The sequence below is a fragment of the Acinetobacter sp. PFS20 genome (assembly GCF_052261015.1).
GTDB lineage: Bacteria > Pseudomonadota > Gammaproteobacteria > Pseudomonadales > Moraxellaceae > Acinetobacter.
The window spans coordinates 2,467,135-2,486,249 of the sequence record NZ_JBPVZE010000001.1; the positions used below are offsets into that span (position 1 = coordinate 2,467,135).

Annotated in this window: 23 protein-coding genes; 14 read left to right on the top strand and 9 right to left on the bottom strand. The window is 41.3% G+C overall.

Annotated features, from left to right (window positions below):
- The first annotated feature begins 1 nt into the window (after position 1).
- A complete protein-coding gene (locus tag ACS125_RS11610; protein ID WP_443272243.1) occupies positions 2 to 904 on the top strand; it encodes a LysR family transcriptional regulator in 903 nt (300 codons plus the stop codon).
- Between the two features lie 60 nt (positions 905 to 964).
- Positions 965 to 1,783 carry an AraC family transcriptional regulator gene (locus tag ACS125_RS11615; RefSeq protein ID WP_443272245.1) on the top strand — a complete coding sequence of 273 codons (819 nt, stop codon included), beginning with the start codon at positions 965 to 967 and terminating at the stop codon, positions 1,781 to 1,783.
- A gap of 47 nt (positions 1,784 to 1,830) precedes the next feature.
- On the opposite strand, the gene ACS125_RS11620 is transcribed toward ACS125_RS11615, so the two are convergent.
- Positions 1,831 to 2,433, bottom strand: a complete 603-nt coding sequence (locus ACS125_RS11620) for a LysE family translocator (protein WP_443272247.1) — start codon at positions 2,431 to 2,433, stop codon at positions 1,831 to 1,833.
- A 152-nt stretch (positions 2,434 to 2,585) separates the two neighbouring features.
- On the opposite strand from ACS125_RS11620, the gene ACS125_RS11625 reads away from it, so the two are divergent.
- A complete protein-coding gene (locus ACS125_RS11625; protein WP_174758944.1) occupies positions 2,586 to 2,993 on the top strand; it encodes a DUF2000 domain-containing protein in 408 nt (135 codons plus the stop codon).
- 68 nt (positions 2,994 to 3,061) lie between these two features.
- Here the strand turns inward: ACS125_RS11625 and yghU are convergent, their stop codons facing one another.
- From yghU to ACS125_RS11640, 3 genes are all read right to left on the bottom strand, one after another.
- Positions 3,062 to 3,910 carry a glutathione-dependent disulfide-bond oxidoreductase gene (yghU, locus tag ACS125_RS11630; RefSeq protein WP_443272250.1) on the bottom strand — a complete coding sequence of 283 codons (849 nt, stop codon included), beginning with the start codon at positions 3,908 to 3,910 and terminating at the stop codon, positions 3,062 to 3,064.
- A 33-nt stretch (positions 3,911 to 3,943) separates the two neighbouring features.
- On the bottom strand, positions 3,944 to 4,570 hold the full coding sequence (gene yfcF, locus ACS125_RS11635; protein ID WP_443272252.1) for a glutathione transferase: 627 nt from the start codon (positions 4,568 to 4,570) through the stop codon (positions 3,944 to 3,946).
- Between the two features lie 98 nt (positions 4,571 to 4,668).
- A complete protein-coding gene (locus ACS125_RS11640) occupies positions 4,669 to 5,574 on the bottom strand; it encodes a LysR family transcriptional regulator (protein WP_443272254.1) in 906 nt (301 codons plus the stop codon).
- 110 nt (positions 5,575 to 5,684) lie between these two features.
- Here ACS125_RS11640 and ACS125_RS11645 point away from each other — a divergent pair, with 110 nt between their 5' ends.
- Both ACS125_RS11645 and ACS125_RS11650 read left to right on the top strand, forming a co-directional pair.
- A complete protein-coding gene (locus ACS125_RS11645; RefSeq protein ID WP_443272257.1) occupies positions 5,685 to 6,116 on the top strand; it encodes a CidA/LrgA family protein in 432 nt (143 codons plus the stop codon).
- 11 nt (positions 6,117 to 6,127) lie between these two features.
- Positions 6,128 to 6,817, top strand: a complete 690-nt coding sequence (locus tag ACS125_RS11650; RefSeq protein ID WP_206223122.1) for an LrgB family protein — start codon at positions 6,128 to 6,130, stop codon at positions 6,815 to 6,817.
- A gap of 7 nt (positions 6,818 to 6,824) precedes the next feature.
- Here ACS125_RS11650 and pdxR read toward each other — a convergent pair whose 3' ends face one another.
- Complete coding sequence (pdxR, locus tag ACS125_RS11655; protein WP_443272260.1) at positions 6,825 to 8,315, bottom strand: MocR-like pyridoxine biosynthesis transcription factor PdxR; 1,491 nt, start codon at positions 8,313 to 8,315, stop codon at positions 6,825 to 6,827.
- A gap of 115 nt (positions 8,316 to 8,430) precedes the next feature.
- Here pdxR and ACS125_RS11660 point away from each other — a divergent pair, with 115 nt between their 5' ends.
- The gene (locus ACS125_RS11660) at positions 8,431 to 9,066 is read left to right on the top strand and encodes an FMN-binding negative transcriptional regulator (protein ID WP_443272262.1); all 636 of its coding nucleotides are present in this window, start codon (positions 8,431 to 8,433) and stop codon (positions 9,064 to 9,066) included.
- A 42-nt stretch (positions 9,067 to 9,108) separates the two neighbouring features.
- A complete protein-coding gene (locus ACS125_RS11665; RefSeq protein WP_443272264.1) occupies positions 9,109 to 9,702 on the top strand; it encodes a GNAT family N-acetyltransferase in 594 nt (197 codons plus the stop codon).
- A 7-nt stretch (positions 9,703 to 9,709) separates the two neighbouring features.
- On the opposite strand, the gene ACS125_RS11670 is transcribed toward ACS125_RS11665, so the two are convergent.
- The 4 genes from ACS125_RS11670 to ACS125_RS11685 form a co-directional block, all read right to left on the bottom strand.
- Positions 9,710 to 10,897, bottom strand: a complete 1,188-nt coding sequence (locus tag ACS125_RS11670) for an MFS transporter (RefSeq protein ID WP_224991685.1) — start codon at positions 10,895 to 10,897, stop codon at positions 9,710 to 9,712.
- A 9-nt stretch (positions 10,898 to 10,906) separates the two neighbouring features.
- A complete protein-coding gene (locus tag ACS125_RS11675) occupies positions 10,907 to 11,581 on the bottom strand; it encodes a cupin domain-containing protein (RefSeq protein ID WP_443272267.1) in 675 nt (224 codons plus the stop codon).
- A 71-nt stretch (positions 11,582 to 11,652) separates the two neighbouring features.
- Positions 11,653 to 11,994, bottom strand: a complete 342-nt coding sequence (locus ACS125_RS11680) for a carboxymuconolactone decarboxylase family protein (RefSeq protein ID WP_005069801.1) — start codon at positions 11,992 to 11,994, stop codon at positions 11,653 to 11,655.
- A gap of 42 nt (positions 11,995 to 12,036) precedes the next feature.
- Positions 12,037 to 12,807, bottom strand: coding sequence for an SDR family NAD(P)-dependent oxidoreductase (locus tag ACS125_RS11685; protein ID WP_443272270.1), 771 nt, complete (start codon positions 12,805 to 12,807; stop codon positions 12,037 to 12,039).
- Between the two features lie 145 nt (positions 12,808 to 12,952).
- Here ACS125_RS11685 and gcvA point away from each other — a divergent pair, with 145 nt between their 5' ends.
- From gcvA to ACS125_RS11720, 7 genes are all read left to right on the top strand, one after another.
- Positions 12,953 to 13,867 (top strand): transcriptional regulator GcvA, encoded by a 915-nt coding sequence (gcvA, locus tag ACS125_RS11690; protein ID WP_443272273.1) that lies wholly within the window; start codon positions 12,953 to 12,955, stop codon positions 13,865 to 13,867.
- Positions 13,868 to 13,976: 109 nt separating this feature from the next.
- Entirely contained in the window at positions 13,977 to 15,656 is a 1,680-nt protein-coding gene (gene mdcA / locus ACS125_RS11695) for a malonate decarboxylase subunit alpha (RefSeq protein WP_443272275.1), read from the top strand.
- The gene (locus ACS125_RS11700; protein ID WP_443272277.1) at positions 15,656 to 16,540 is read left to right on the top strand and encodes a triphosphoribosyl-dephospho-CoA synthase; all 885 of its coding nucleotides are present in this window, start codon (positions 15,656 to 15,658) and stop codon (positions 16,538 to 16,540) included. Before mdcA ends, ACS125_RS11700 begins: the two co-directional genes overlap by 1 nt.
- 2 nt (positions 16,541 to 16,542) lie before the next feature.
- Entirely contained in the window at positions 16,543 to 16,842 is a 300-nt protein-coding gene (locus tag ACS125_RS11705; protein ID WP_000448955.1) for a malonate decarboxylase subunit delta, read from the top strand.
- A complete protein-coding gene (locus tag ACS125_RS11710) occupies positions 16,835 to 17,686 on the top strand; it encodes a biotin-independent malonate decarboxylase subunit beta (protein ID WP_443272279.1) in 852 nt (283 codons plus the stop codon). The genes ACS125_RS11705 and ACS125_RS11710 overlap by 8 nt, the downstream gene beginning before the upstream one ends.
- The gene (gene mdcE, locus ACS125_RS11715) at positions 17,683 to 18,510 is read left to right on the top strand and encodes a biotin-independent malonate decarboxylase subunit gamma (protein ID WP_443272281.1); all 828 of its coding nucleotides are present in this window, start codon (positions 17,683 to 17,685) and stop codon (positions 18,508 to 18,510) included. The genes ACS125_RS11710 and mdcE overlap by 4 nt, the downstream gene beginning before the upstream one ends.
- Entirely contained in the window at positions 18,501 to 19,109 is a 609-nt protein-coding gene (locus ACS125_RS11720) for a malonate decarboxylase holo-ACP synthase (RefSeq protein ID WP_443272283.1), read from the top strand. The genes mdcE and ACS125_RS11720 overlap by 10 nt, the downstream gene beginning before the upstream one ends.
- Positions 19,110 to 19,115: the final 6 nt, after the last annotated feature.

Consider the following 19,115-nt stretch of genomic DNA (forward strand, 5'->3'; position numbering starts at 1 on the left):
TATGGATAAATTTGATACCTTACAACTTTTTACCCGCATCGTAGAGCTGGGTAGTTTTAGTCAGGCAGCCGATCAGCTAAATATCCCACGCGCTACAGCAAGTAATGCCATTAAAGAGTTAGAAAATAATTTACAGTGTCGTTTGCTAGAGCGGACGACTCGGCATGTAAGACCATCACTAGATGGACAAGCATTTTATGAGCGTTGTACACAAATATTATCGGAACTCGATGATGCAGAATCATCTTTACGTAATGTAATTGCACAGCCCCGTGGTTTATTACGTGTCGATTTATCAGGCGCACATGCAACTAAAATTGTTTTACCCAATATCGATCAATTTCATGATTTATATCCCGACATTGAACTCGTAATTAGTACGGGTGATCGCTTGGTTGATCTGATTAGGGAAGGGATAGACTGTGTGGTGAGAGCAGGGCGTTTGGATGATTCCACTTTAATTGCTAGGCATTTGGTCGATATGCCACAAGTCATTTGTGCAAGTCCTGACTATCTAAATAAACATGGAACACCTTTGCAACCAGAAGAGTTGTTATCACATTATTGTGTTAATTTCTTCTCGACATCAGGCGGGCGAAATTATCCATTCGAATTGATGGTGAATGGCAAAAAACAAGATTATTTTTTGAAAAGTTGGATCGCGGTAAATGATGCTGAAAACTATGTATTATCTGCTTTACGTGGGGCAGGTTTAATTCAGGTACCTCACTACCATGTGGCGAATGAGTTAAAAGAGGGGCAACTGGTTGAGGTTTTATCTGAATGGGAAATCCCGAAGATGTTAGTTTCTGCTCTATATCCGCAGCACAGGCAGCTCTCGCCACGCGTACGGGTTTTTGTCGCTTGGCTGAATGAGTTATATACGGGGTATTTTTCAAAATAACGATAGCGTATAACGTATAGATAAAATGCTCTCTAGCACATATAAAATTTTGGTGAATATGTGATTGAATTACCCCATGCAAATGATTGGATTGTTAGAAATTCTGACCCTAATAGTCTCGAACGAATTGAAGCCTTTTTTACCGATCATGCTTATGAGTCGCATCGCCACGATACTTTTGCAATTGGTCGAACATTAACAGGTGTTCAAAGCTTTCATTATCGTGGAGAGATGAAACATAGCTTGCCGGGAATGACCATGGTTTTACATCCTGATGAAAAACATGATGGAGAGTCAGGTAGTCGAGATGGTTTTAGATATCGGATGGTATACGTAGAACCTGCAACTCTACAGGAAATCATGAAGGGTAAACCTTTACCATTTTTTGAGAATGGTTTGAGTCATGACCCTCGATTATTTAAGGCAACGGATGTTTTATTACAAGGGATGGATCAACATATCGACCCTTTAGAAAATCAAGATGCTCTCTATGATTTGGCAACCACACTTTATGAAGTTTCTGGCAAAAATGTGCGAGCTTCCCATTCTTATGACTATGTTGCTGCGGAGCGTGCCAGAGAATTTATACATGCCTCTTTATATGAAAATATCTCTTTAGATGATATTGAAAAAAATGTGGGACGAGACCGCTGGAGTCTTTCACGCGATTTTCGACTGCTGTTTGGTACAAGTCCACATCGATATATGACTATGCGTAGGCTGGAAGTTGTGAAGTCCTGTTTAATGTATGGAGAGTCCTTGACTCAAGCTTCATTGATTGCAGGATTTTTTGATCAAAGCCACATGACACGTCATTTTCTAAAAGCATTTGGATTGACTCCAGCCCGATGGCGTATGATCAATAAGCTCTCTTTTTAAACAAGTTATTTAAAAGCCAGCCTGTTTAGGCTGACATAGCCTTTATCTTAAATTAGATTCATGCCTTTCAAAAAATCATAAAACATAAATATTCCGGAAATGATTAGCATCAATCCCATGGCTTGGTTTATACGATTAAACCAAATTTTATTTTTAATTTTTTTACCTAACACTACACCTGCCCAAGAGTAAAGACAGGGCGCACCTGCTGCTCCAATCGAAATGAGCAAAGAAACCAAAAATATGTGAATGCCAGTAATATGTGCTGTTGGGTACATAATTGTTGTAACAGGCAAAATAACTAATATCCCTTTCGGATTTAAGGCTTGTATCCAAAAGCCATTCCAGAAAGACAAGGTCTGAACTTCAGTGGTTTCATCACTCATATCGATATCTGTCTTTAGCATTTGATATGCAAGATAAAATGTATAAAGTGCACCTAACAATGCAATATAGTGCAAGGCATTTTGTGGAATGAACGCGGCGCCAATATATCCAAAAATCATGAATAACATCAGCATTGCACAACCGACACCCATAAAAAAATAAATTGTTCTTTTGAATTGTCCTGTTAGCCCAGCGTTTAGTCCCATAAAATTTACTGGCCCGGGGCTATACATCACACTCAAGGTATAAAAAAAGATTTCCATAACGTATCTACTGAAACAAAAACAACCCAGCATAGTTACTCTTAAATTTAGGGTCTTGTACGTTTGTGATGGCTCCTGCACAAACGTACAAGACGAGAAAAATCTGAAGAGTCATGATGAGGACCTAAAGTTATGACTCAGGATAGGGGTTTATGTTTGACACAAAAATTGCGCTGATTGTCCGTAATGATCTTGCGACGTGGCAGAGATTAAATGTGGTGGCTTTTTTGGCAACGGGGATTGCCTCTGCTGTACCTGAAATGTTGGGTAAACCTTATATCGATGCCAATGGTTATGAGTATGGCAACATGCTAGGGCAGCCGATGTTGGTATTTGAAGGTGATTTAACTGGTCTGCAAAAAGCGCATCGTAAGGCAATTGAGCAAGATTTAACGATTATTCCCTATGTCCATGCCATGTTTTCTACGGGAAATGATGAGGATAATCGAGCCGTCTTTTTGGCCGAAGATGCCAATCAATTAAATTTGGTCGGGGTGGCGTTAAGAGGACCTAAAAAAACAGTTGATAAAGCAATAAAGGGTCTTTCTTTGCATCAATAAGATTTTTATTGGAAGAAGGATAAAACCCACTTTTTGAGCAAAAGTGGGTTTTCTTTAAAAAATGATGATTAAATTTTATCTTGGGTTTTAGTATCAAAATCGCTGGCATCATGGCGTTCATGTAACTGTATAGCTAAATCGCCAAAAGTACGGTTGACCATACGACCACGTTGAACCGCAGGGCGCGCTAAAATCGCATCTGCCCAACGTTGAACATTTTTATATTGGTCAACCCCTAAAAACTCCGCGCCGTTATACACCCAGTTTTTAACAAGACCACCATACCAAGGGAATGTAGCAATATCAGCGATGCTATATTCAGAACCAGCCAAATATTCATGCTTTGCTAGATGCTGATCTAATACATCAAGTAAGCGTTTTGTTTCCAAGGCAAAGCGGTTAATTGCATATTCAACTTTAACGGGTGCATAAGCATAAAAATGTCCAAAACCACCACCTAAATATGGTGCACTGCCCATTTGCCAGAATAACCAGTTAAGACACTCAGTACGTGCAGCAATATCAGTTGGAATGAAAGCTTTAAACTTTTCAGCCAAGTAAAGCAAAATTGAGCCAGATTCAAATACTCTTAATGGCGGGTTTTGGCTATGGTCAACCAATGCTGGAATTTTAGAGTTTGGATTAATTTCTACAAAACCGCTGCCAAATTGCTGTCCTTCACCAATTTTGATGAGCCAAGCATCATATTCAGCATCTTGATGACCTAATGCTAAAAGCTCTTCTAGCAAAATAGTAACTTTTTGGCCATTAGGCGTTGCTAAAGAATAGAGCTGGAGCGGATGTTTCCCTACAGGAAGTGTATGCTCGTAGCGAGCGCCTGAGGTCGGCTGGTTTAAATCGGTTTTTTCTCCAGTCCATTGCCAAACTTGTGGAGGAATATAGTTTGAATCACTCATTTTTTATCTCATGTTTGGTGTAAATATAAGTGTTTAGTTATGTCGCAAGGCAAGCCATTTTTGTACGCTCGGGCGTTGCCATTGTTGCAGTGCATAATCTTTTAATCGCTCTGGTACAGCATCACCATTTTGAATAAGGCGTTGCAACATCAAAGCAAGTTCAGCATCCACAATGCTCCATGAACCAAAAAGAAATTCGGCATCAGACGCAAGAAGTTTTTCTACAACAAAGAACAGTTTCTCGGCTGCTTTTTTGCCTTCTTCTGAAAGTGGAGTGGAGGTGGGCTGAATAAAAATAACATCGGTTGGACGCTCAGTTCTTAGTGCCACTAAGTCTGATCGGAGCCATGCCTGAATTTGTCTTGCTCTTGCGCGTGCTTGAATATCTTTTGGATAAATAGATGTGTTTGGATAAAGCTCTTCAAGATATTCCAAAATGGCAGAAGATTCTGATAAGGCAAAATCGTTATGCTCAAGTACAGGCACTTTGGCAGTTAATGACTTTGCTACATAAGATTTTTCAAACTGGCCTTGCTGGCCTAAGTTGATGGTCGCTATTTCAAATGGAATTTGTTTTTCATGTAGCCCTACAAAAACTGTAAACGCATAGGGGCTTAGAAATTGTGAATCTGTGTACAGCTTAAAATGTTCATTATTCATTGTTATTATCCATGTCATAAAACAGATGCGATCTAGTCTAAGTGAGCTAAGCCAAGATTGGGTAGCTTTTTTGTGGAAAAGCTTTATCGGTTTTTAAATTAAGCTTTAATGTGCTGAAAATGTTGGCGAACAATGCTCAGCCAAGCTTGAACTGCTGGTGAGGCAGGAAGATTCTTTTTCCAAGCCATGACTAAGTGCCATTGAATATTTGGTTTTTCGAGTGGTACTGCTGCAAATAAACTAGGGTCAAGCATATCGGTATAATATTGAGGAAGAAGTGCGATCCCCATACGTTGTAACACCATATCTGCCAAAAGATGCCATTGGCTGGTACGGCAAGCAATGGTCGGGTAGAAACCATGCTGTTTACAGGCATCGAGAATAATACTGTTTAAAGAGAAATTTTCAGGAAACATTAAAAATGATTGGTGTTGTAGCTCTTCTAGATTTATTTTTTTACGGGTTGCCCAAGTGGCATCACGACGTAAAAGAACCATTAAAGGGTAATTACATAGCTCAATGCTATTGAAAATTTGCGTATCAAAAGGCTGCAATAAAACACCAACGTCTAAGTCGTTATTAAGTAAAGCTTGTTCAATACCGCGTGAACCCACTTCCATAAAAGCCAATTCAATATCAGGCCACTGTTGGTGATAATCAAACAAGGCAGTTGTTAGAAGCTGCGAACCTAAAGGCGGAACGCCAAGTTTTAAAGTCCCTGTTTTTAATTGTTGATAATTTTCTATCTCAAGAAAGATGTTCTGTTCTGCCTGAAGAAGCTCGACTGCATGTTGATAAATGCGTTCTCCAATTTGGGTTAATTCAATTTGTCTTTTTCGGCCGTGCTCAGGTTTGACCAAAAGTTGGACCTGAAGCTGTTCTTCAAGCTGTTGCATTATTTTACTAATGGTGGGCTGAGTCAGATATAACTCGTCAGCAGCACGGGTAAAGCTTTTAGTTTTTACCAGTGTAACGAAGCACTGTAATGATTTTAGAGAAAGCATAATAAAGAATAGATTATTCCATTTTTGAATAATTTTAACATGAATAATTCATATTTAGCAGCTTTAACCAAGATAGCATAATAGTGTAGTTAACCATTTAATTTCGCAAAATGAGTACTGAATCTGCTTCGGGAACACCCACACAACTTTCATTTTTAATTTTAGTTAAACAAATTTTGATTTTGGCTGGATTTTGGTGGGTAGGATATCTCTTACATCAAAAACTTGGTGTACCTGTCTCGGCAGGCATTTTAGGGATGTTTTTATTGCTTTTATGCTTGTTCTTTAAAATTATCAAAATGGATCAGGTGGCAATGGGAGCAACTGTTGTTTTAGGTGAGCTGTTACTGTTTTTTGTGCCTGTTGTGGTCGCCGTAGTTCAGTATAAAACCTTGTTTATGACCGAAGGCTGGCAAATTGTTTTGAGCATTGCGGTTGGGACCATTTCAGTCATGCTCAGTACATGTCTGACCATTCACTATTACAATCGTTTGAAAGCTTATTTGCATGCTCGAAAACGTCTTCAACATAAGCATATCTAAGAGAAAATGACATGAATATTTGGTCAATTCTTTGTCTGATCTGGACTTTGGCAGCCTATGTTGTGGCAAAGAAAATCTATCAGAAAAATCCAAAACTTTGGTTATCACCCGCGATTAGTGTGCCTGTGCTTACCATTATTTTGATGACGATTTTTGGAATTTCATATCAAACTTATGCAGAAGATACGCAGTGGATTGTTAATTTATTAGGGCCTGCAACGGTTGCTTTCGCTGTACCGATTTATCGCTATCGGGAAACGATTCGTAAAAATCTCGGGGTTCTTTCGATTGCAATTATTGTGGGCATGAGTGTAGGCGTAATGTCTGCCTATGAAATGGCACAGTGGTTCCACTTTAGCCCTGAAGTCACCAATAGTTTGATGGCCCGTTCTATTTCAACACCATTTGCCATGATTTTAGCTGAAGATATTCACGGTTCGGCAGCATTGGTTTCACTATTTACCGTCATTACGGGTTTGGTCGGTATGATTTGCGGCGATGCGATCTTAGCGATTACTAAAATCCGTTCTAATGTGGCAAATGGGGCAGCCTTCGGCAATGCAGCGCATGGTTTTGGTACAGTTAGAGCACAGCAGCGCAATAGTGAAGAAGGTGTAATTGCGAGTTTAACCATGGTTATTGCTGGTATTTTAATGGTACTCATTGGGCCATTTGCGATTCATCTATGGTTGCTGTTGTAGGCTTTGTCTAAGTCGGCTTGTCATGTTGTTGAATAATCTGTGATAGTTTTTTAATGGCTTGTCTCATCAGTTCAGGTTCAAAATCGCCTAAGCCAACAATTAACCCCGAACGTTGTTGTTCTTTTGAAAATGTCGGTGAAATTGCTTTAATAGCAATGCTTGCATCGACTGCCGAGCTTGCAACGTCAATATCATTAATATACTGAGCAAGCCATAACACCATATGCATGCCTTGATCGCCCGGCTGTAACCAAGCCAGTTCTTGAGGTATGTATTTTTCAATCAAGCCAATAATGTATTCACGAACTTCTGCATAGACATTCCGAGTACGTCGAATATGTCGCTCTAAATAACCTTCTTGAATAAAAGCAGCTAAAACATGTTGGTCGGCAGCAGGTGGGTGTCGATCAATTAACACTCTGAGCCCACAAAATGGTGCCACCAATTCTTTAGGCAACACCGCATAGCCAAGCCTAAGGGACGGAAATAACACTTTACTAAAAGTCCCAAGATAAATGACTTGGTCGGGTGCCATGCCTTGTAAAGATGGGAAGGGTTGACCGTTATAGCGAAGTTCACTGTCATAGTCATCTTCAATGATCCATGCATTTTGCTGTTTTGCCCAAGCCAATAAAGCAGTACGTCTTGCAAGACTCATTGGCATACCAAGTGGGTATTGATGAGATGGCGTCACAAAAGCAGCACGTGCATGTTTTGCAAGCTTAATGCCAGTTTCAATCTGAATGCCTTCTTCATCGACAGGAACACGAACCATACGAATGTTTTGTACAGCATGCTCAAAAATGGCTGTGGTCCCCCGATAAGCTGGATCTTCAACCCAAACTTCATCTTTTGCTTCAAATAAAATCTGACTGCAAATATAAAGTGACTGTTGAATGCCGGGAGTAATTACAATTTGTTCAGGTTCGCAGTGAACAGAGCGTGATCGGCGTACATAATCTGCTATAGCAATTCTGAGTGATAGCACGCCTTGAGGTTCGCCATATCCTGAAGGAATTCCTGCACCTCGTGATCTAAATTTATTACCAAACTTACGCCAGATATCACTTGGTTGGGTCCGACCGACGGGGACAGATACCGCAAAAGGAACATGAGGAAGTGGCTTAAATTCATCAAGCACTTTGGCATAAGAACGTGCCGATTTGGTCAAAGGGATTGCGCTAGGTGTGGTTTCTTTTTGAGAATTTTGCGGTGTAGTTTTTTTAGTCAAAGCATGAGACACGTAAGTGCCATTTCGTGGTTGAGAGTCAAACACACCTTCAGCTAAAAGCTGATCATAAGCTTCAATAATGGTTCCGCGAGCGACACCTAAGGTTAAAGCCAGTTCTCGTGAAGAAGGCAACGGATCGCCAGGCTGTAAATCACCACTTTGTACAGCTTCACGTAAAGCTTGGGTCAGCTGAGCACTAATCTTTCCTTGGCTTTTATCAATCTTTGCAATCCACGGAAGTTCAATAACTTTTGCCATTCTTGCCATAATTCTGGTCTACTTAAAAAAATACAAAGTGGTTCTTTTTAATAAACCACATAAACCAGAAAATTTACAACACAAAATATAAATAACCCTGATATTTACAGCGAGGTCTTGAGTCATGTATATCCCTGATGATTTTGCAGAAAACCGGTTGGATGTGTTGCATTCTCTTATTGCAGAATATCCATTTGGGGTGCTTTTTACTCATGGGAATAGTGGTTTAGATGCAAATCATCTTCCATTCGAATTACAGGCAAGCGAAGGTGAGTTGGGTGTACTACATGCCCATGTGTCACGAAATAATTCTGTTTGGCAGGACATTAAAAATGGAGATGAGGTACTCGTCGTGTTTCAGGCAGGAGATGCTTATATTTCACCAAATTGGTACCCATCCAAACATGAACAGCACAGACAAGTACCGACGTGGAACTATAGGGTTGTGCATGCTTATGGCAAGGTAACCATTCGAGATGATGAACGTTACGTCCGTGGTGTAGTGGCTCGTTTAACCCGTACCCACGAAGCATCTCAACCTGAACCATGGAAAATGTCCGATGCACCGAAGGACTATCTTGAACCGATGTTAAAAGCCATTGTGGGTATCGAGATTGAAATTACCAAGCTTCAAGGAAAATCAAAACTTGGGCAAAACAAAGAACGCCGAGACATTCTAGGTGCGGCAGATGGCCTATCAAAATCTGGTCATCAAACCATAGCCGATGCCATGTACAGTGTGGCTGAGTTAAATAAATAATTTTGAAAATATAAAAGCTTAATATCAATTGAGGAGATAAAGATGTCTTTGACTATACCTGTTGAGTTAGTGGGTGAACACGTTATTTTAAAGCCGCTAGATGTGAATCAGGCTGAATCACTGGCAGAGGCCGTTTGCGATGGGGAACTCTATAATCTTTGGTATACCCGTGTGCCAAGACCTGAACAGATGACTGGTGAAATTGAAAGACGTCTTGATTTGCAAAAATCTGGTTCTATGCTGCCATTTTATATTGAAGACCGAAAAACGGGGCGAGCGCTGGGCATGACAACTCTCATGCATATTGAAGAAGCACATCGCCGTGTAGAAATTGGTTCAACGTGGTATCGAAAGTCTGCACAACGTACGCCTGTAAATACTGAATGTAAAAAGCTATTGTTGGCTCATGCATTTGAGACTTTAAACTGTATTGCTGTTGAGTTACGCACATCTTCTTTAAATGTTCAAAGTCAAGCCGCGATTGTACGCTTGGGTGCAAAACTCGATGGTGTACTCAGAAGCCATCAAATTGTGAAAGATGATATTTTGAGGGACACTCATGTTTATAGCATTTTGAAACATGAGTGGCCTGCGGTCCGTCAAAATCTAGAATGGCTATTGAGCAAACCGCGTTAAAAAGAATTTAAACAAACTGCTTTTCTCTTTTTTGGCTTAGCCAGAAGAGAGAAGCTGCGGCAATCACCAACCATGGTATTAACGCCATATTCATTGCTTTCCAGCCAAATAAATCCAGTAAAGCACCTGCACTAAACGAACAAATCAAACCGACAACAAAAACCGTCATATCGTTAATGGCTTGAGCCTTGGCTTTTTCAGCCACAGAATAGGTTCCTGTGAGTAAAGAAGTACTGCCAATAAATAAAAAGTTCCAACCCACGCCTAATAGAATGAGCGAGATAGCAAAAGATGCGAACTGAATACCTGAGAGAGCAAACCCAATGTAACAGGCAAATAATAAAAGACCTGCAAACATGATTTTAATTACCCCAAAACGTGCAATTAAATTTCCAGTAAAGAATGAAGGTAGGAACATACCAAGCACATGTAGCTGAATGACGGTGGTAATTGATCCAAGTTCGTGATGTGAATGTCGCATAGCAATCGGGGTTGCGGTCATACCTAAAATCATGATGCCGTAGCCTGTTACTGCGCCAAATAACGCAACCAAATAGGTCGGTTGAAAGACAATCTGTTGCCATGGGCGACCAGCCGTAAAGTCAGACTTTTGCTCAACTGTATCGGCAATATGTAGGCTAGATAAAATTCCCATTGCCACAAATGAGATAATACTAATAATTAAAAATGAACCGATATATTCTAAATGCTGGAATAAGGGTCCACCAAAACGCGCTAAAGTCGGACCAATCAGTGCTGCAACAATTCCACCTGCCATCACCCAAGAAATAGCACGTGAGCGAAACGCGTCAGTTGCCACTTCACTGGCAGCAAAACGGTAAAACTGAGCAAACGACTGATAGGCCCCGACACATAGCGTACCCAAAGCCAGAAGCATGAGTGAACTATAAAAAATACCGATTGATGCAATAATGCCGCCGAGTACACCTAAGAAAGCGCCGAATAGAAAACCATTACGTCGTCCTACACGTGCCATGAGCATTGATGCAGGGAACATCATTAAGGCTGTACCCAAAAACATAGATGCGATGGGTAGCGTTGCAAGTGTTGGTGTGTTTGCAATATTAGCGCCAGCCAAGCCGCCAATGGTCATGACCATGACGGAAACGGTTTGGAAAAGTGATTGAGAACTCGCCAGAATTAATACTTGGCGGTGCATGGTATTTTGAAGCATAACGAGCCTTTAATTATATTCAGCAATAGCTGAGGCTAGGTGTCCGGTTTTTACATAAATAGAAGCGCCAGACAAACCCGCTTGAAAATGGGCATGTGTTTTCGGAGGTAGGCGTATCCATGTTCCAGCGTCATAAACCATTTCTTTATCGGCCATCTGACCTTGGGTAATCAAAATTTCGATTCCACCCTCAGCTTTTTCAGTAAAAAGTTGCTGCGGCTTGAGTTTTTCTAAATAGGTGTGCTCATAACTTGCATCAACCAATGTGCAAATTAAACGCGAATCTATTTCTTGCCATTGTGTTGGATCGTTGGTATTGATCCGTAAGGTTTGCGTTTCTGACGTAGGAATTTGCATAAGTTTGACAAAAATCAATGCACCTTCTTCGCTCGACGGTTGATGTACCGACTGATGTGGACTCCGTAAATACCATCCAGCGGGGTAGTGCTGATTTTGATTTTCAGTAAATACGCCTGAAAGTACGAGGATTTCTTCACCATGATGATGTCGATGTTCAGGAAAGATAGTTTGGGGCGCATATTTCACCAAACTGGTCGCACGAGCTATTTCATCGCCCACACGATCAAGCATGACACGATCAACTTCCCCACGGGGAGATTTCACCCAATGATAGTCTTCAGGTTTGACAATCACAGCCTGTGAAAAATCGGCATGGATCAACATGAATACTTTCCTCGTAAACTAAATTCTCTTTATTCAATAACAAAATAAATAGAATGAATTAGCAAGTAAAATTAATGCTCTGCTAAATTTTCTACTGCTTCTAACACACGTGCAGAATATGTGAGTGCTGCACCTGCATTTAAAGAAATAGCGACAGAAAGAGCTTCGGCAATTTGTTCTTTGGTTGCACCTGCTTCAATTGCCTTTTTGCTATGTATAGAGATGCAACCATCACAACGTGTGGTCACTGCAACGGCAAGTGCAATAAGCTCATGGGTTTTTGCATCAAGCTGACCAATTTTACTCGTTCCTGCTTCCATCGCACTTAAACCACGCATGGTGTCTGGTGCTAGTTTTGCAAATTTTGCGACATATTGAAGCAACGAGTCTCGATAACTATTCCAGTTCTGCATATTAAATACTCCAAATAAGTGGGATTGATCACTAACTGCAAATTAGTGACCAGCCATCACACCACCATCTACAGGAAGAATAGTTCCTGTAATCCATGAGGCATTAGATGATGCAAGGAATAAAATCGCTTCGGCAATGTCAGCAGGTTGACCGTTACGGCCTAATGGATGGAATGAGTTAAAAGTCGGTAAAGCTTCTTTAACCTGATCTTCACTCATAAACGTGTTGTAAACAGGTGTTTCCACTACACCCGGTGCAACGGTATTAATGCGGATATTTGATTCGGCCAATTCAATGGCTAAGTTATGAGTGAGTGCATGTACTCCTGCATTTGCTGCTGAGTAAGCAGAAGAAGGGGTTGCTTTTACAGCTTGCAATGCCCAAAGCGAACCTGTTTGTACAATTGCTCCGCCTCCACGTTGTTGCATGGCTTTAGCAGCAGCTTGCGCCATAAAAAACTTGCCTTTCAAAATGGTATCTAAAAACCAGTCGTATTCTATTTCAGTAATATCAAGGAAAGATTTTGGGTTAAATACACCTGCATTATTGATAAGAATATCAACACCGCTAAATGCTTCAGATGCTACTTTTACTAAGTTTTTTGCAGTTTCGGGTTCGGCTATATCACCAGCAAAGTAGCGAACTTTTGCACCTGTTGGATCTATTTCATGGGCAGCTTTTTGCAATTTATTTTCATCGCGACCACCAATCACAACATTGGCACCTTCTTGAACCAAGCGAATTGCGACTTCTTTACCAATACCAGAACCGCCACCAGTAACAATAGCAACTTTTAAAGAAAATCTACTCATGTGTATATCCTTAAGATTAAATAAAATAAATTGATTGACTCGTGAATCTGAGGTATTTCAATCAATATAGGTTTATTTTAGAAATAGTATTTTTTAATCACAAATGAGATAATCTGCTTCTTCAATAAAGAAAATCTTTAGTGTTATGAATTCACCAGTTTATTTGAATGCACTTCGTGCTTTTGAGGCAAGTGCCCGACATAAAAGTTTTTCTGCTGCGGCAAAAGAGTTGAATGTGACACCTGCTGCGGTGGGGCAATTGGTACGTACACTTGAAGATTGGTTAGGTTTTCCGTTGTTTCATCGGCAAACTAACGGTAAAAATCGACTGGTCGCTACTGAACTGGCTGAATCGGTTTTACCGGATATTCGGGCGGGTTTTGATAAGCTGACTTTGGCTTTGGAAAAATTAAAGCAAGATTCTCTATCAGGTGTGCTTAATATTGCGGCAAGTCCAGCATTTGCTGAAAAATGGCTATTACCAAGAATTGACCATTTTCAAAAACAATATCCAGATATTGATATTCGTTTAGACATTAACTTAAAAACCGTAGATTTTTTAGAACAAAAAGTTGATGTGGGTGTCAGATATGGTCAAGGACAATGGCAAGGGCTAGAAGCTATTAAACTCATGGATGAAGAGGTTTATCCCGTGTGTTCACCAGCATTCTTAAATGAACATTCATCGCTCTTAACGCCGAATGATCTGAAAAATATCACTTTAATTCATGATCTTTCTATGGAAAAACATCAACAATTTCCAGGGTGGCAATCTTGGCTAAAAAGTGTCGGGTTAGAAGATATTAATATTAGCCGTGGTATGCAAATCAACAGTTCATCTGCAGTTTTACAGGCTGCAATGGAAGGACATGGTGTTGCATTAGCGCGTAGTGTTATGGTGCAAAAAGATATACAAACCGGGCGTTTGATACGTTTATTTCCTCAAATTCACTTCTCATCGCCCTTTTCTTATTATTTGGTGTACCGACCACAATACGCAAATTTACCCAAAGTCAAAATCTGTCTAGATTGGTTTTTTGAAGAAATTCATCGAATATAAAATTAATCGTTAACCTGAAGTTAATGACTGTTCATCTAGGTTGATTGATCGAAATCCCATAAAGCGTTTTTATAGATTCAGAACAAAACTGCGATCTATAGGTAAACACATGGAAGGCTCAGTTCAGAATAAAGAACGGTTATGGACAAAGCGGCGTCATGCCAAACAACTAAAACTAGAGATGGCAAACCAATATACCGATGGTGTGGTGATTCCAACTCAAGACATTATTAAAGTTTTAGAAACCCTGATTACACCGAGTGACAGAGTTGTACTCGAAGGGAATAACCAAAAGCAGGCAGATTTTTTATCGCGCTCTTTAGCTCAAACCAATCCAGATATTTTGCATGATTTACATATGATTATGCCAAGCGTTGGGCGTTCGGAACATCTTGATCTATTTGAAAAAGGTATTGCGCGTAAACTCGATTTTTCTTTTGCTGGCCCACAAAGTTTGCGTATTAGCCAGTTAGTTGAAGATGGGTTGCTAGAGATTGGTGCGATTCATACCTATATTGAGTTGTATTCACGTTTGGTGGTTGACCTTATTCCAAATGTAGTGCTTTCGGCGGGTTTTATGGCAGACCGTCAAGGAAATATCTATACAGGCCCAAGTACCGAAGATTCTCCTGCACTTATTGAACCTGCGGCTTTTAGCGACGGTATTGTGATTGTTCAGGTGAATAAACTGGTCGATGACGTCTCAGAGTTACCACGTGTCGATATCCCTGCTTCTTGGGTGGATTATGTGGTTGTAGCAGACCAGCCTTTTTATATCGAACCGTTATTTACTCGTGACCCGAAACATATCAAGCCAGTGCACATACTCATGGCGATGATGGCAATTCGCGGAATTTATGAGAAGCATAATGTGCAATCGTTAAACCATGGTATTGGTTTTAACACCGCAGCAATTGAACTGATTTTACCAACCTATGGTGAGTCTTTGGGTTTAAAAGGAAAAATTTGCCGAAACTGGACATTGAATCCACATCCAACCCTAATTCCAGCGATTGAAACAGGTTGGGTTGAAAGCGTGCATTGTTTTGGTACTGAACTCGGCATGGAAAAATATGTTGCAGCTCGTCCCGACGTGTTCTTTACAGGTCGTGATGGCGCTTTACGTTCCAACCGTATGATGTGTCAGCTTGCAGGTCAGTACGCCGTTGATTTGTTTATTGGCGCAACTTTGCAAGTTGATGGCATGGGCCATTCTTCGACTGTCACCAAAGGTCGTTTAGCTGGTTTTGGTGGTGCACCAAATATGGGGCATGATCCACGTGGACGTCGTCACGATACACCTGCATGGTTAGATATGCGTTTGCAAGGTGCCAATGAAACCGAAACTTATTTGGCACGTGGTAAAAAGTTAGTTGTTCAAATGGTGGAAACCTTCCAAGAGGGTGGTAAGCCAACTTTTGTAGATCGCCTTGATGCGATTGATGTGGCTAAAACTGCAGGTTTGCCTTTAGCGCCAATCATGATTTATGGCGATGATGTAACCCATTTACTGACCGAAGAAGGCATTGCTTATCTATATAAAGCAAGCAGCCAAGAAGAGCGCCAAGCCATGATTGCTGCAGTGGCAGGCGTGACCAGTATCGGTTTAAGTCAAGACCCTAAAACGACAGCGCGCTTAAGACGCGAGGGTTTGGTGGTTTTCCCTGAGGATTTAGGTATTCGCCGTACCGATGCCACCCGTGAGCTTTTAGCTGCAAAAAATATTGCCGACTTGGTGACATGGTCAGATGGCTTATATCAACCCCCTGCAAAATTCAGGAGTTGGTAATGATGGCACAAGTTCAATATCAAACGCTCAGCAATAGTCAGCTTTTGGCAAGTTTAGCGGTCGGGGCTTTGATTGATGAAGTTAATCTGACTCCTAAGCCAGCCTTAGTCGACCGTCGTGGTAGTGGTGCACACAATGACCTGACTTTGGAATTAATGGAGCGCTCTGCGAAAAGTTTAGGGCCCATGTTTGAGGAAATGGCTCAAGCAGCCATGCACCATGGTGAAGTTTGTTTAGCCTTGCGCGAAGACATTGGTGAAATTGGTCGCCAAGGTGAAAACACCATGATGTCGGCAACAGATGGTGTTAACACACACCGCGGTGCAATTTGGGCCTTGGGTTTAATGGTGACGGCGGCGTCATTGGCACGTAGCAATCAACAATATTTATCGGCTGTTGAGCTATGCCAGTTAGCAGGTCAGATTGCTCAGCTTGAAGATTGCTTTATTCCAAAGCAAGCTTTAAGTCATGGTCAGCAGGTACAGAAGAAATTAGGTATCTTAGGCGCCAAAGAACAAGCTCAGCAAGGTTTTCCAACCGTTGTGAACTTTGGTTTAAAGCAGCTTTATCAAAGCCGTAGTAAACCCATGAAAGAAGAGTTCGCTCGTTTAGATGCCTTACTTGCGATGATGACTGATTTGACCGATACCTGTGTGCTTTATCGCTCGGGAACATCGGGTTTAAAGCGTATGCAACAAGGTGCTCAACAGGTACTGGATTTGGGCGGTAGTTCAAGCTTAGAAGGTCGCCGCGCTTTGCATCTTTTAGAGATTGATCTACTTCGGATGAAAGCCTCCGCTGGTGGTGCCGCAGATTTGTTGGCAGCAACATTGTTTATAGATCGTGCTCAGCAGTCATCTTTAAAAAATAAAGAGGGATTTTGATGATGGAAACACTTCATTTTGAATTTGTGGCGACAGAGCCACCGGTAAAAAAAGCATTGGTAGGGTGTGTCGGCTCGGGCGATTTAGAAATTTTGATGGAACCTGGTGAAACAGGCAAAGCCTCTATTCATGTCGTTACCTCTGTAGATGGCAGTGCAGCACGTTGGCACAATCTTTTTGAACGAATTTTTACTGCGCAAATACCACCTGCTGTCAATATTGATATTCATGACTTTGGTGCAACCCCCGGTGTTGTTCGCTTACGTTTGGAACAAGCATTAGAGGAGATTGCTCATGACTGATATCGAGAGCTTATTAAATAAAAAAGATTTTATTGAGCTGAGTGCAAGAGAGCGTGCCAAAGCATTATTAGATGAAGGGTCTTTTCGAGAATTACTCGACCCATTTGCCCGTGTTATGTCGCCTTGGCTCGTTAAACAGAATATTGTGCCGCAAGCCGATGATGGTGTAGTGATTGCAAAGGGAACTATTCAAGAACGCCCAGTGGTTTTAATTTCAATTGAAGGCTTATTTCAAGGTGGCAGTTTAGGCGAGGTGGGTGGTGCCAAAATTGCGGGTGCCTTAGAGCTTGCGGTTGAAGACAATCTTAAAGGCATTCCAACAGCGGCAATTTTATTGTTAGAGACGGGCGGCGTTCGCTTACAAGAAGCAAATTTAGGTTTGGCTGCAATTGCTGAAATACAGGCTGCAATTGTGAACTTACGGCAGTATCAACCCGTCATTGCTGTGGTCGCAGGCAGTGTAGGGTGCTTTGGTGGTATGTCAATTGCAGCTGGACTATGTAGCTATATTGTAATGACACAAGAAGGACGTTTAGGACTAAATGGCCCACAGGTGATTGAACAAGAAGCTGGTGTACAAGAATATAACGCCAAAGATCGTCCATTTATATGGGGTATTACGGGTGGTAATCAGCGCTTCGCTAGTGGTTTGGCAGATGCTTATGTAGACGATGATCGCCAGAAAATTCGTCAGCAAGTCATCGATTATTTAACTCAAGGCGTGCCTCAGCAGCATCGTAGTTCAAATTACTCATTTTATTTAGAAAAGCTACAACAAGTTGATACTGGTGAGCAGATTACCCCAGCACAAGTTCAAGCTTTGTATCAAGGAGAGCAAGCATGAATATCGCCGTCGATACATTAAAAGCATCTACTCGTGGTGCACATTGGTTTAAAGCACTCACGCAAGGCTTTAAGGCAGTTGAAGGTTTTCCAGCTTCGGTTTGGGTAGCTGATGGTCAGATTGACCAGCAAGAGGTACGTGTGATTGCCGTTGTCCAAGACAGCAATAATCTGTTCCCTCGGGCAAAACAAGGTGAAGTTGGACTCTTGGAAGGCTGGAGTTTAGCAAAAGCAGTTGATGAAGTGATTCACGCTGATGTTCATTCGGAAACTAAACGCGCTATTTTATGTGTGGTTGATGTGCCAAGTCAGGCCTATGGGCGCCGTGAAGAATTATTAGGTATTCATCAAGCTTTAGCGGGTGCGGTAGACAGCTATGCAAGAGCCAGATTGGCAGGCCATCCTATTGTCAGTTTATTGGTTGGTAAGTCGATGTCTGGTGCTTTCTTGGCGCATGGATACCAAGCCAATCGTATTATTGCCTTAAAAGATTCAGGTGTTATGGTGCATGCAATGGGTAAGGAATCTGCTGCACGCGTTACTTTACGATCGGTTGATGAGTTAGAGCAATTGGCCTCAAGCATTCCGCCAATGGCTTATGACATTGAAAGTTATGCAACGCTTGGTTTGTTATCTGAACTGTTATCTGTTGAAAACCCTGAACAACCGACAAACGATGATCTTTTGTTAGCGAAGCAGACAATTGCTCAAGCATTTAAAGAAATTAATGCTGATCAATCCAGAGGATTGGAACAAAGACTTCACGGCCAAAACCGTCAAATGTCTAAAAGGGTCCGTGAATTATTGCGTGAGCAATGGTCATGAAACTTGAGCTCGAAGCCCATGATTTGCTATGGGGCATGACGGTCGATTTTTTGGCTGAAGATGCTCCGCTTTGGGTGAAAGAGGTATTACAGCGAGGTGATCCTGTTGTGGTTCGACGAGCAATCACTTCTGTAGATCAAGTCGCTGTGGGTGTTAGAGGACAATTTCGTCATCAGCGATATGCAGGGCAAATGCCAAGATCTGCTATTAGTAGACAACTTAAGCCAGAAGCACTGACTCACGTTGATACAAAGCAGTTTGAACACTTGGCAGAACGTTTACAGACCATTTCCAGCATTATGAAAAACTTTTCAGGATGTTGGGGATATACAGGAAGTTTCGGGTTTGAGCTGGCAACTGGCGTTAAAACAGTTACCCAGCAAAGTGATATAGATTTGTTAATTCGAGCTGAACAGCCTTTTGAAAAAAAGCAGGCGATTGAGCTACTCGAAACTTTTCAGAAAGCAGGGCTGAATGTGGATATACAGCTACAACTTCCACAAGGTGGTTTGGCTTTAAAAGAATGGACTAGGAATAGCGGAAAAGTTCTATTAAAACGTGCAGATGGTGCGGTTTTAGTAGAAAACCCATGGAATTAGGGAATA